Below are 12511 nucleotides of genomic sequence, written 5' to 3' on the forward strand. Positions count from 1 at the left end.
CATCCACACCCACAACCCGCCAAACGATATATGGGGTTTGGTGACTGTATTTCAGAGGGGGGATCTTCCGATCGGGCCCGCGGGCCGGTGCGGGCCGGCGGGCGGGGGAGACGGGGGCTACGCGGGGCGGGCCGCGGTCGGCTTCGCCACCGACAGGGGCTCCGCGATGTCCTCCAGCGAGCGGCGTTCGGCCTTGACCGCCAGGAACGCCGCGACGATGCCGGCCGCGCACATCAGCCCGGCCCCGATCTGGAAGGCGAGCACCGTGTCGGAGACCACGCCCGACTCCGTGAGGTCGGCGAAGATCAGCGGGCCGCTGATACCGCCGGCCGCGGTGCCGAGCGCGTAGAAGAAGGCGATGGCCATGGCCCGGGTCTCCATGGGGAAGATCTCGGAGACGGTCAGGTAGGCGCTGGAGGCGCCCGCCGAGGCGAAGAACAGCACCACGCACCAGCAGGCGGTCATCGTGTTGGCCGTGAGCGAGCCCCGGTCGAAGAGCCAGGCCGTGACGAAGAGGAGCACACCCGAGAGCAGATAGGTGGAGGAGATCATGATCCGGCGCCCGACCGTGTCGAACAGCTTGCCGAGCAGCAGCGGGCCGAGGAAGTTGCCCGCCGCGATGACGGCGAAGTAGTAGCCGGTGTGCCCGGTCGGCACGTCGAAGAAGGTGATGAGGATGGTGCCGAAACCGAAGGTGATCGCGTTGTACAGGAACGCCTGGCCGATGAAGAGGGACAGGCCGAGGACGGCACGGCGCGGGTAGCGGCCGAAGACGGTCTTCGCGATCAGCCCGAAGCCGACGCTCTTGCGCTGCTGGATGGTGATCTCACCGGCGGGCTCCGGCAGGCGCTCGCCCTTCTCCTGCTCGATCTCCCGCTCCACGGAGGAGACCAGTTCCTCCGCGTCGTCCGCCTTGCCGTGGATGAACTGCCAGCGTGGACTCTCCGGGACATGCCTTCGCACCAGCAGGATGACCAGGCCGAGGACCACGCCGAGGGCGAAGCTGAGCCGCCAGCCGAGGTTCGCGGGGAAGATGTCGGTGTCGAGCATGACCACGGACAGCAGGGCGCCGCCGATCGCGCCCAGCCAGTAGCTGCCGTTGATGATGAGGTCGACGCGGCCCCGGTAGAGCGACGGGATCAGCTCGTCGATGGCCGAGTTGATCGCCGCGTACTCGCCGCCGATGCCGAAGCCGGTGAGGAAGCGGAAGAGGAAGAACCACCAGGACTCGAAGGACAGCGCGGTCATGGCCGTCGCGCCCAGATAGACCACCAGGGTCACCATGAAGAGCTTCTTGCGGCCGTAGCGGTCCGTCAGCCAGCCGAAGAACAGGGCCCCGGAGCAGGCCCCCGCCACATAGAGCGCGGCGGCGATACCGGTGACCTGGGCGGCGGTGATGTCGAGACCGCTGCCCTCCTCCGCGAGGCGGCCGGCCACATTGCCGACGATGGTGACCTCCAGCCCGTCCAGGATCCAGACGGTGCCGAGGCCGATTACGATCATCCAGTGCCAGCGCGACCAGGGCAGCCGGTCGAGACGGGCCGGAACGGCCGTGGTGATGGTGCCCGTGGTGGCCGGTACGGGGTCCGGCGGCGCGTCCGATGTCATCGTTGCCTGCTTTCTCTCCTGGTCGTCCCTGCCCCGCCGGGTGCCCCCGGAGCCGTCGGACATGCCATGACGCGGTCGGCCCGGCGCGGGACAAGTCCCAGCTTGCGCGCAGTTTTCGGACACGCCCGCCGCGACACACCTCGCCGCCGCCCCGCCACCCGGGCCCCTGACCGTGCCCTGCGGCGTTTGGGCGGGAGGTACGGGGCGGGAGGTCCCGCCGGGCGGCAGCGGCTCCCGGCCGCCCCGAACGGACCGTTCGGAAACGTCCGATTATCGATCCCTGAAACGGGAACACGGCCCGCCGCGCCGTCAGTTCACAGAAGTGAACCGGGGGCGGGCTCGCACGACTCGTTCTCGACCGCCAGACCATCACGAGGAGAACCCGTGCGCATACTCTTCACCGGCCCGCCCTCGGCCGGTCACCTCTTCCCCATGATCCCCACCGCCCAGGCCCTGCGCGCCGCCGGCCACGAGGTGCTGTTCGCGAGCGCGCAGCCGCTGGCCGCGCTGCGCCAGGCCGGCTTCCCCGTCGTCGAGATCGGGGACGGCCGGACCATGCGGGAGATGTTCGACGCGTCCCTCGGGGACGAGGTCCGCTATGTCTCGCCCGGCATGACCACGGACCAGATCCTCGGCCGGGCCGCCCGCGGCTTCGCCTACGCCTCCCTGCCCGCCGTGCCGGGCCTGCTGGACGTGGCCGAGAGCTGGGGCGCCGACCTGCTCGTCTACGACTCCTTCCAGGCCGCCGCCCCGCTGGTCGCGGCCAAGCGGAAGATCCCCTCGGTCATCCAGAACTTCGGGCCCACGCCCGGCCTCGGCATGGTCGCCCGGATCGCCGGCCACTTCACCGAGGCGTACGAGAAGTACGGAGTCGAGGGCCCGGCCGAGGCCACCCCACTGAACGTCGTCCCCGCGTCCCTCGGCGGCGACCCGGAGGGCCTGCGCATGCGCTACGTCCCGTACAACGGCGGCGGGATCGTCCCCGCCCAGCTGCTGCGCCGCGGCTCCCGCCCGCGGATCGCCGTCACGCTGGGCACCGTACTCACCGAGATGGACGGCGTCCGCGCCATCACCCGCCTGACCGAGGCCGCCGCCTCCGTGGACGCCGAGTTCCTGCTCGCCGTCGGTGACGCCGACCTGGCCCCGCTGGGCACCCTCCCGAACAATGTCCGCCCGCTGCCGTGGGTCCCGCTCGCGGAGCTGCTGACCGCCTCCGACGCGCTGGTCCACCACGGCGGATCCGGCACCCTGCTCACCGCCCTCCAGGCCGGTCTGCCCCAGCTGCTCCTGCCGCAGGGCGCCGACCACTTCACCAACGCCGACGCCCTCACCGCGACCGGTGCCGCCCTGAGCTCCGCCTCCGACGACGTGGACTCCGCGCTCCTCGACCGGCTCATCACCGACCCCGCCCTGCGGGAGGCCGCCGTGAGCCTGCGCGCGGAGAACGCGGCGCTGCCGAGCCCGGCGGAGACGGTCCCCGCCCTGGAAGCCCTGGCCGCCGCCAAGCGCTGACCCGGAGCACCCGCACCACCCCCGGCCTCGCGCCAGGGGTGGTGCGGTGGACGCGTGAAGCGGCCCCGGCGATCGGCTCTAAACCGCCGCCGGGTTATGCCCAAAAGGTGACTTTCTGTCATCCGAACCGGTCGGATACCAATGGTCCGGCGCCTGACACGTCCCGCCGACCGTCGGCGGCGATCCCAGCGCGCCCAGGAGGGACCGACCGTGATCCGCATCCGCCACGCCGCCGCTCTGGCCACCATGGCCGTCACCGCACTCGCGATCACCGCGAGCCCCGCCTCGGCCGCCCCCGGCGACACCCTCACCAGCTGCCACAGCTCGCTCACCCCCGGCGGCTGGGTGGACGTCCAGTGGTGGAACAGCGGCGGCTGCGGCTCCGGCTTCACGCCCAACACCAAGAAGATCATGAACCTCCAGGGCTATCCCGTCGGCACCCAGGTCAACGCCTGTGCCTCCACCTGGCCGCCCGCAGGCTGGACCATCACCAGCACCTACTACTCCAGCGGCTGTCGCTATTCGGCCGTCCCCAGCCTCGACCCCAACACCTGGACCCTCAAGCGCACTTCCTGACCCGAGGCGCTCGCCGCCGGCCGCCGGTCGCCGTCCCGCCCCTGCCGTCCTGCCCTCCTGCTCAGGTCGCAGGGGCGGCGGCCGGAAATCATCATCAGGGCGCACGGGCGCGACCGGGAGCGCGACCATGATGTCCGTCATGGCACACGACATCGGGACCCTCGCCCAGCAGACCGCGGACCGGCTGGCGGCACAGCACGTCGGCGCGGTGGTGGCGGTCGTCGTCCACGACGCCGTGGAGATCCGCGGCGCCGGAAGCACCCGCACCGACGGCGGCGCGACCCCCGGCCCCGACACCCTCTTCGAGATCGGCTCGGTGACCAAGACCTTCACCGCGCTCGCCCTGGCGCGCCTGGCCGGGGCGGGCGCGGTGCGGCTGGACGAGCCGCTGGCCGACCTGCTGCCCGTGGGCACGGCCGTACCCTCACGGGGCGGACGGCCCATCACCCTGGAGCACCTGGCCACCCACACCTCCGGCCTGCCGAGGCTGCCCAAGGGCATGCTGCTCCGCGCCCTGCTGCGCCCGTCGACCCCCGACCCGTACGCCGGCTGCTCGGCCGAGGTCCTGCTGTCCGGGCTGGCCCGCACGCGCCTGGGAGCCACCCCGGGGAAACGGTTCCGCTACTCCAACCTCGGTGCCGGACTGCTCGGCCTGGCCCTCTCCCGCCGCGCGGACACGGCGTACGAAGCGCTCATCACCCGGGAGATCTGCGCCCCGCTGGGCATGACCGACACCCTCGTGACGCTGGACGAGCCCCGCGCGGAACGCTCCGCCCAGGGCCACACCCGCAGCGGCCGCCCCACCACCCCCTGGCACCTCGCCGACCTGGCCGGAGCCGGCGCCCTGCGCTCCACGGCCACGGACCTGGTGGCGTACGTACGGGCCCAGTGGGACGACGCCGCCGTCCCCGCCGACCTCACCGAGGCGATCCGCCTCACCCGCGAGGTCCGCCACCGCCGGACCCCCTTCGCCTGGATCCACCTCGGCTGGATGGCCCACCGCCTGCACCCGAAGCAGGGGGCGCACCTCCAGATCTGGCACAACGGCGGCACGGGAGGCTTCTCCTCCTTCGTAGGCTTCGACCCGGAAAACCGCCTCGCCGTCATCGCCCTGGCCAACACCTCCCGCCCCCTGGACCGCCCCGCCTCAACCCTCCTCCACACCCTCCAGACGGCCCACGCCCCCACCACCGCCTGACCACGACCACGCCAGGGCCCCGACCGTCGGAGCGTCCACGTCCGGCAGCGAGTCATACCCCGCCCCACCCCGCCAACGGCTCGGCGGCGCGTTCGCCCGACACGGTCGGCGGGGGCGCCGTCATCTCGTCGGCACCGTGTCCCTCCGCATGCGCACCCGCGCCACCTGACGCCCCCTCACCACCGCACGTACAAAGCCTCCGGCGAGCGGTGGATCAGTGTCGGCCGCATGCGCGGCGGCGGTCGGTCCGGGTCCAGGCGGAGTCCCGGCAGGCGCTGTGTGAACAGCTCCAGCGTCAGGCGCAGCTGCTCGCGGGCCAGTTGGGAGCCGGGGCAGCCGTGGGGGCCGTGGCCGAAGGCCAGATGGTGCCGGTGCGGCGGGCGGGTGATGTCGAACTCCCCGGGTCGCTCGTACCGTTCGCCGTCGCGGTTGGCCGAGCCGTACGCCACCAGTACGGCGGCCGCCGCGGGCAGCGCCGTCCCGGCGAGGACCACCGGCCGCGTCGTGACCCGGCGGAACGCCTGGATCGCCGTGTCGTGCCGCGCGGCCTCCTCCACCGCCGCCGGGATGAGGGAGGGATCGGCGCAGAGCATCCGCCACTGCCGCCCGTCCTCGTCCCCGAGCAGGTGCAGCAGGGCGGTGCCGATCAGGGCGCCGGTGGTGAGGAACCCGGCGATGAGCAGGTTCTGCAGGCTCGTCACCAGCTCATGGCGCTGTTCCAGCCCGAGTTCGCCCTCCCCGGGGGCCAGCGCGGCCACCATGGCCGAGCACATGTCGTCGCGCGGCCGCGCTCGCCGCTCCCGTACGTACCGGTCGAGCAGGTGCTGGAGCGCCACCACGTCCTCCGCGGCGGCCGCCTGCCCCTCCGGCGGCAGCGGCCGGAACAGCAGCTCCTCGGCCCGGTATCCACCCCGCACCGCCGCCGGTACATCGGCCGGATCCAGCCCGAGGAGCCGGCCCACCACCAGCCCCGGCAGTCGCTGCGCGTACGCCGACACCAGCTCGGCCGCGCCCCCGGCGGCGAAGCCGTCGAGCAACTCCCGGGCGCATAAACGCGCGTACGGCACCAGAGCCGCCACCCGCGCCGCCGACAGCCCCCGGTTCAGCGGGGCCCGGTGCCGCCGGTGCGCGGCGCCGTCCGAGGACACCACGGTGGGCCGCGGCCCGAAGCCCCGCGGCAGCACCCCGAGAGCCGCCTCCGAGAGCGCGATGTCCGGCAGCAGGGAGTTCGCCGAGGAGAACTCCTCCGTCCGCAACAGCACTTCGCGTACATCCCGGTCGCGCGCCACCAGCCACGCGTCGCATTCGGGGACGTACGTCAGCCCCTCCGCCCGGCGGGCGCGCTCGTAGAGCGGGTACGGATCCCGGTACAGCGCGTCGCGCCGCTCCTGCACGTCCTGCCCCTGCTCCGCCACCGCGCGCGCCTCCCCGTTCCCGCCCCGGCGACCCCAGTGCCCCGGGCGATCCGGGCGCCATCCTCCCCGACCGGAACCCGCCCCGGTAGAGGGCCGCTCAGCGCGGCTCCGGCTCCTCGGGGGAGTGGTGGGCCCGCCAGTCGGCCAGACCCCCGGCACCCAGCAGATTGACCTCGCTCGTCAGCCCGTCCCGCCCCGGATCGCGCAGTTCACGCCGCGCGATGTGGGCCACGATCGGCGGGAAGACCGGGCGCAGCGGCTGGCACCAGCGCAGCCACGGCGGCGCGTACACGTAGGGGGAGCGGCGGGTGATCCCGGTGGCGAGCCAGCCGGCCACCTGCTCGGGGCTGCGTACGCGCCGTGCGAACCGGGGCTGGTGGCGGCGCAGGGCCCGGAGCACCGGCAGGTCGTCGACCCCGCTGATCATGTCGGTGCCGGTCCAGTGGACGTACGCGATGCCCACCGCGATGCCCTCGGGCTCCACCTCGCTGCGCAGGGCCAGGGCGAAGGACTCGACCCCGGCCTTGGAGGCGCAGTAGGCGCTCATCATCGGTGCCGAGCCCAGGGCGGCCGTGGAGGCGACCTGGAGGAAGTAACCCCGGGTGCGGGCGAGTTGGGGGAGGAAGGCGCGGGCGGTGTTGGCGGAGCCGGTGAGGTTGACGTCGATGACCCGCTGCCAGAGCTCGGCCGGTGTGCGGTCGAAGGGGCCGCCGACGGCGATCCCCGCATTGGCCACGACGGCGGAGGCCGGTCCCAGCCTGCTCTCGACCTCCCGCGCCGCGGCCCGCAGTGCCGCGTCATCGGTGACATCGGCCTCGATGCAGGTGCTGCCGTGGGGCAGGGTCCGCGCGACCGCCCGCAGAGACGCCTCCTCGCGGCCCAGCAGCGCCACGAGCATCCCGGCGTCGGACAGCTGCCGGGCCAGGGCCGCGCCGATGCCGCGCGCGGCGCCGGTCACGACCGCGACCCGCCCCCGCAGCGGTGTTCCGCGCTGACCGCGCCCGCCGGACGTGGAAACGCCGGATGTGGGGACACCGGATGCGGAGACACCGGACGCGGAGATGCCGGATGTGGGGACACCGGACGTAGGGACTCCGGGTGTGGGCACGCCAGGTGTGGGGACGCCGGGCATTCCGCCCCTCCTCGCTCGTACGGGCCGGGCCCGGCGCACCGCGCGGGCCGGGCGTTCTGGGACAGCACGGCTAGAGCCGGAGGGCGGGGACGGCATCCGCCCCCGCCGCATCCGTGCGGCCCGACCGGCTGGCCGGGGCCAGGGGGTACGGAGATCCCCGCCCCCAGGACCCCGGTCCGGCGGGCCACACGGCACCACCACCGCTCAGCGGTGGCGGCCGGGTCAGTTCCCGATGCCCGCGGTGCCGATCCCCGAGTTGCCGATGCCGGCGGCGCCGATCCCGGAGTTGTCGATGCCCGCGCTGCCGATACCGGAGTTGGCGATACCGGCGTTGCCGATGCCCGAGTTGAGGACGCCCGCGTTGCCGATGCCCCAGTTCGCGATGCCGTGGTCGCCGACCCCGGAGTTGCCGATGCCGGTGCTGCCGACACCGTCCGCGCCCGCGGCGGCGGCCCCGCCCAGGACCAGAACCGCGGCGGCGCCCAGCGTGGCCGTGACGCGGAGAAGACGGCTACTCATTGCGTACCTCCTGCTCGTGGACTGAATCGCCCCATCTCTAACACCCGGAGCTTCCGCGACCGGCGCACTCCCGCCCGAGGGCGCCCGTGTCACTCCGGGTGGCGTACTGCGGCCCCCGGAGGCGCGGCGCGCGGTACGGGATGCCCCTCACCCGGGGTCCGCGGGCGCGTCGAGCGCGGCCAGGCCCTCGCTCCACCGCGCGCGCCGCTCCTCGGCGCTCTGCTCCCACCACGGGGTGCCGCGCTCCCCGAGCGCGACCTTGGCCGTCTGCACCCGGTCACGGGCCGCCCGCTCGGCCCGCGGGTCCTCCGCCCGCCGGGCGGCGCCGACCGCCCGGCGGGCCGCCATCAGATGGACGCGCAGCCGGGCGCCGGCCTCCTCGGGAACGTCCGGATCGGTGGCCCGCCAGCGGCGGCCACCGATCACCACGTGGTGCCCGTCAGGGGTGGTGGGGGGTTCGGATGTAGAGGTCACGGCTCATACCTGCCCGGAACGGCCCGATCCGGACCGCCGCCGTCGGGCGTACCCGGCGGTCAGGCCCCGGTACGGACCGCCGCCAGGGCGTTCCTGACCTCCTGCACTACCCGCGCCGCGTCCTCGGGGTTGTGCACCACGTCGGTGCGGTTCATGTCGATGACCAGGACTTCGCTGGCGGAGTAGTGCAGGTGCACCCAGTCGTCGTAGCCGGTCCACAGCGTCCGGTAGTACTCGATCAGGCCCTCGTCCTGCTCGAAGTCCCGGCCGCGCAGTCCGATGCGGTGCAGGACCGTCTCGAAGTCGGCCTTGAGGTAGACCATGAGATCCGGCGCCTTGCGGTACGGCAGCCCGTCGATCTCCCGCATCATCTCGTTCAGCAGGCCCTCGTACACCCGCATCTCCAGGGAGCTGATGCGGCCGAGGTCGTGGTTGACCTTGGCGAAGTACCAGTCCTCGTAGATCGAGCGGTCCAGGACGTTGTCGCCCTGCTTGTACGCCTCCTTGATCGAGGCGAACCGCGTCTGGAGGAAGTAGAGCTGGAGCAGGAAGGGGTAGCGCCGCGCCTGGATCTCCTCGGGGCTCGCCGTGTAGAACAGCGGGAGGATCGGGTTGTCGTCCACGCTCTCGTAGAAGACCTGGCTTCCCAGCTCCTTCGCCAGCAGCTCGGCCACGCTCGTCTTGCCGATGCCGATCATGCCTCCGACGCAGATCACTGGCATACCTCACTTCTCCCTGGTGGTGTTCATGTGCGCGGGCGTGCGGGCGGGTCACCCCACGCCACGGAGCCGCGTGCCGACAGCGCACGCGACTCTCCGGGAGCTTCATGATCAGCCTCATGTGATCCCCGTGGGGACCGGTACCCCTGACACGGGCCGCTCGTCGAACGGCCCGCCCGGCCCTTCCGCGGCCGCCGCTTTCTGCGACGCGCCGCGGCCCCGCGGCCGGCTTGAATCTTAGATGACGATCCGGCCGCGCCCGATCGGCCTGCCCGGTGCACGTGCCCGGCCCGGTGCGCTCCCCCGGCCCGGCGCACGCGCCCGGCTCGGTCGGATGTTCTTGATCCGTTAGGGTGCTCGATGTTTGCGGGCGGAATGCACGCCCCCTACGCGGAACGCGCACGATCCGGGGGAACAGCACGTGAGAACGGCCAGGCAGGGCGCGGGCGACGATTCGGGATTCTTCGCCTCGATGAACGCGCTCTTCGGCGACCTCATGGGGGACGCCCGACCCGGACTGGACGAACGTCCCGACGACCGGGTCATCGCGAGGGTGCAGCGCGGACGGACGCTCCTCGGCCTGGCCGCCGCCGTATGGCTGGTCCTCGCCTATCCGCTGACCGCGGGCCGGGAGGAGTTCGTCCTCGGCAAGCTCGCCGAACTGGCCATCGCCTGCGCCATCCTGCTGACCGGCAGCCTCATCGGCATCGCCGCCTTCCTCATCGCCGCGACGCCCGACAGGCGCCGTGCCTTCGCGGGGCGCCTGCGGGGACCGGTCGCCTCCATGCTGGCGCTCGGCGCGGGCCCCCTCGTCTTCTGGCTCGCCCTGAAATCCCTCAAGGGCGAGCTCTTCGGGCCGCGGACCGTGCCGGACTTCTTCGTCTCGATCTTCGGCCGCGGCGTGATCAGCTGGCTCCTCACGGTCCTCGTCCTCGCCATCGGCTGGCTGCTCTCGCTGGCCCTGGTGATCGCCTCGGTCCCGTTCAGCATCTTCGTGGCCTACGTCTGCGTCGCTACCTGCTTCCGCGCCTCCGACGTGCACCAGCTGCTCCCGGCCCTGCTCTCGCCGCTGCTGGTGTGGTCGCTGTTCGCCTTCCAGGTCTTCGACGGCCCCGACATCGCCGCCCCGCCGGCCGTGCTCTACACCTTCCTCCTCGGCGGCCCCCTCTCCGTGACCCTGCTGTCGGTCTGGGAGATACGCCGCCTGCGCGACCGCTGGGGAATCACCCTGCGCGGCGCCCTCGGCCGCTGACCCGCACCCGCCCCTGACCACGCAGGCCCCGGCAGGGGGCGGCCGGAAGCGGCCGGAACCCGCCGTCCCTCCCGTACCGCCGTGCACAATGAACGCCGGAGTGCAGAGGGGGGACCGGAGATGGAAGCAGAACTGGTGGCGCTGACCTCGACCGCCGCGACCACGGTGGTCGGGCTGCTGGCGACCGACGCCTGGGAGCAGGCCAAGCTGGCCGTCGCCCGGCTGTGGGTGCGCGGCCGCCCCGAGCAGGCGGGCACGATCGAGGCCGAGCTCGTCGAGGCGCGGGCCGAGGTGCTGGCCTTCCGCCGGGCCGGCGACGACGGCGCCGAGGAGGACCTGACGGCCGAGTGGCGGGCCCGGCTGCGCCGGCTCCTGGCCGCCGACCCGGCCCTCGAACGGGATCTGCGCGAACTCCTCGCCGAGCTGGCCCCCCTGGAGTCCGCGCCCGCCCGCCCCGGCCGCGTGGAGATGCACGGTACGGCCTCGGACGAAGCGCGGATCTACATGTCCGGGGGCGATATGCACATCACCGGCCAGTGACCGACGAGGACAGCGCGCCGGAGATCCGGATGGAGGCGTACGCCTCCGACTCCGGCACCATCTACCTCGCGGCCGGGAGCCAGCACATAGCCGGCCGCGACCTGCACCTGCACTACTGGGACGGCAGCGACCGCGTCGACCGCACCCGCGCCGCGGGCGACGCCGGGGACGATTGCCCCTACCCCGGCCTGAGCGCCTTCGGCGTGGAACAGGCCCCGTGGTACTTCGGCCGGGACGCCCTGCGCGCCCGCCTGACGGCCCGTCTGGACGACTGCCTGCGCGAGGGCGGTGCCCTCGCCGTCGTGGCCCCCTCCGGCGCGGGCAAGTCCTCCCTGCTGCGGGCCGGCCTCGTGCCCGACCTCGCCCGGGGTGCCTTACCGGGCTCGCGCCGCTGGCCCGTCCTGGTGCTCACCCCCACCGCCCACCCCCTGCGCACGCTGGCCACCCACCTGGCCGCCCTCACGGACGAGGACCCCGTCGAGCTGGCACGCCGACTGGCGGAAGCCCCCGACGAGGTGGCCGCCCGGCTGCTCTCCGCCCTCGCCGAGCGGCGCGCCGGCCGCCTGGTCGTCGTGGTCGACCAGGCCGAGGAACTGTTCACCCTCGTCACCGACGAGCGGGAACGCGGCCCGTTCGTCACCGCACTCGACCGGCTCGCGCGGGCCGGTGGGCCCGCACTGGTCGTGTACGGCCTGCGCGCCGACTTCTACGCCCGCTCCACCGAGCACCGACCGCTGCGCGAGGCCCTGGAGCACCGCCAGGTCCTCGTCGGCCCGATGGACCGCACCGAACTGCGCGAGGCCGTCCTCTTCCCCGCCCGGGCCGTCGGCCTGGAGCTGGAGGACGGGCTCGTCGAACTGCTGCTGACCGAGCTGGGCGTCCCGGTCGGCACCGGCGAGAGCTACGACGCCGGGCTGCTCCCGCACCTGGCCCACGCCCTGCGCCTCACCTGGCAGCGGCGGCACGGCTCCCGCATGACCGTGCGGGCGTACACGGAGACGGGACGCATCCACGACGCCGTCGCCAACAGTGCCGAGCGGGCGTACGGAGAACTCGACGCGGCCGGCCGCCGGGCCGCGGAGGCGGTCTTCCGCCGGCTCGTCCGCATCGGGGACGGGGTGGTCGAGGACACCCGGCGGACCGTATCCGCCGCGCGGCTCACCGAGGGGCTGGACGGCGCCGCCGCCGGGGCCGCGCTGGTCGCCTTCACCAAGGGGCGGCTGCTCACCCGGCGGCAGAACACCGTGACGATCAGCCACGAGGCCCTGCTGCGGGCCTGGCCGAGGCTGCGGACCTGGATCGACACCGACCGGGCCGACCAGCTGCTGCGCCAGCGCATCGAGGAGGACGCGGCCGCCTGGGCGGGCCAGGGGCGCGACCGGGCCCACCTGTACCGCGGCAGCCGGCTGGAGACCGCCCGCGCCTGGGCGGCCGGAGCCGGCGGGGAGAGCATCGGCCCCACCGCCGCGGAATTCCTCGCCGCCTCCACGAGGCTGGCACGCCGCGCCACCGCGCTGCTGCGCGGCGCGGTGGCGGCGCTGGTCGCGCTGACGCTCCTCGCCGTCG

Annotated in this window: 11 protein-coding genes and 1 pseudogene; 6 read left to right on the forward strand and 6 right to left on the reverse strand. The window is 73.6% G+C overall.

Annotation, left to right across the window (positions count from 1 at the left end; translation table 11 throughout):
• Window positions 1–117: 117 nt before the first annotated feature.
• Window positions 118–1608: an MFS transporter gene (locus ABZ873_RS32405; protein WP_360879855.1), complete on the reverse strand. Its 1491-nt coding sequence runs from the start codon at window positions 1606–1608 to the stop codon at window positions 118–120.
• Between the two features lie 384 nt (window positions 1609–1992).
• On the opposite strand from ABZ873_RS32405, the gene ABZ873_RS32410 reads away from it, so the two are divergent.
• The 3 genes from ABZ873_RS32410 (at window position 1993) to ABZ873_RS32420 (ending at window position 4894) form a co-directional block, all read left to right on the forward strand.
• Window positions 1993–3120, forward strand: a complete 1128-nt coding sequence (locus tag ABZ873_RS32410) for a nucleotide disphospho-sugar-binding domain-containing protein (RefSeq protein ID WP_360879858.1) — start codon at window positions 1993–1995, stop codon at window positions 3118–3120.
• A 210-nt stretch (window positions 3121–3330) separates the two neighbouring features.
• On the forward strand, window positions 3331–3696 hold the full coding sequence (locus tag ABZ873_RS32415; RefSeq protein ID WP_360879861.1) for a hypothetical protein: 366 nt from the start codon (window positions 3331–3333) through the stop codon (window positions 3694–3696).
• Window positions 3697–3835: 139 nt separating this feature from the next.
• A complete protein-coding gene (locus ABZ873_RS32420; RefSeq protein WP_360879864.1) occupies window positions 3836–4894 on the forward strand; it encodes a serine hydrolase domain-containing protein in 1059 nt (352 codons plus the stop codon).
• A gap of 176 nt (window positions 4895–5070) precedes the next feature.
• On the opposite strand, the gene ABZ873_RS32425 is transcribed toward ABZ873_RS32420, so the two are convergent.
• The 5 genes from ABZ873_RS32425 to ABZ873_RS32445 all read right to left on the reverse strand — a co-directional run bounded on the left by ABZ873_RS32425 (window position 5071) and on the right by ABZ873_RS32445 (window position 9156).
• A complete protein-coding gene (locus ABZ873_RS32425; protein WP_360879867.1) occupies window positions 5071–6309 on the reverse strand; it encodes a cytochrome P450 in 1239 nt (412 codons plus the stop codon).
• Window positions 6310–6406: 97 nt separating this feature from the next.
• Window positions 6407–7288, reverse strand: a complete 882-nt coding sequence (locus ABZ873_RS32430; RefSeq protein ID WP_360879885.1) for an SDR family oxidoreductase — start codon at window positions 7286–7288, stop codon at window positions 6407–6409.
• A gap of 375 nt (window positions 7289–7663) precedes the next feature.
• Window positions 7664–7960 (reverse strand): hypothetical protein, encoded by a 297-nt coding sequence (locus ABZ873_RS32435; protein ID WP_360879870.1) that lies wholly within the window; start codon window positions 7958–7960, stop codon window positions 7664–7666.
• Between the two features lie 147 nt (window positions 7961–8107).
• A complete protein-coding gene (locus ABZ873_RS32440; RefSeq protein WP_360879873.1) occupies window positions 8108–8434 on the reverse strand; it encodes a hypothetical protein in 327 nt (108 codons plus the stop codon).
• A gap of 59 nt (window positions 8435–8493) precedes the next feature.
• Complete coding sequence (locus ABZ873_RS32445; protein ID WP_360879876.1) at window positions 8494–9156, reverse strand: deoxynucleoside kinase; 663 nt, start codon at window positions 9154–9156, stop codon at window positions 8494–8496.
• 418 nt (window positions 9157–9574) lie between these two features.
• On the opposite strand from ABZ873_RS32445, the gene ABZ873_RS32450 reads away from it, so the two are divergent.
• From ABZ873_RS32450 to ABZ873_RS32460, 3 genes and pseudogenes are all read left to right on the forward strand, one after another.
• Window positions 9575–10405 carry a hypothetical protein gene (locus ABZ873_RS32450; protein WP_360879879.1) on the forward strand — a complete coding sequence of 277 codons (831 nt, stop codon included), beginning with the start codon at window positions 9575–9577 and terminating at the stop codon, window positions 10403–10405.
• Between the two features lie 120 nt (window positions 10406–10525).
• Window positions 10526–10945 carry a hypothetical protein gene (locus ABZ873_RS32455; RefSeq protein WP_360879882.1) on the forward strand — a complete coding sequence of 140 codons (420 nt, stop codon included), beginning with the start codon at window positions 10526–10528 and terminating at the stop codon, window positions 10943–10945.
• Window positions 10942–12511: pseudogene (locus ABZ873_RS32460) on the forward strand (hypothetical protein); the annotation flags it as partial. The gene ABZ873_RS32455 and the pseudogene ABZ873_RS32460, both read left to right, overlap by 4 nt.

The sequence above is a fragment of the Streptomyces sp. NPDC047014 genome (genome assembly GCF_040644195.1).
Lineage (GTDB): Bacteria > Actinomycetota > Actinomycetes > Streptomycetales > Streptomycetaceae > Streptomyces.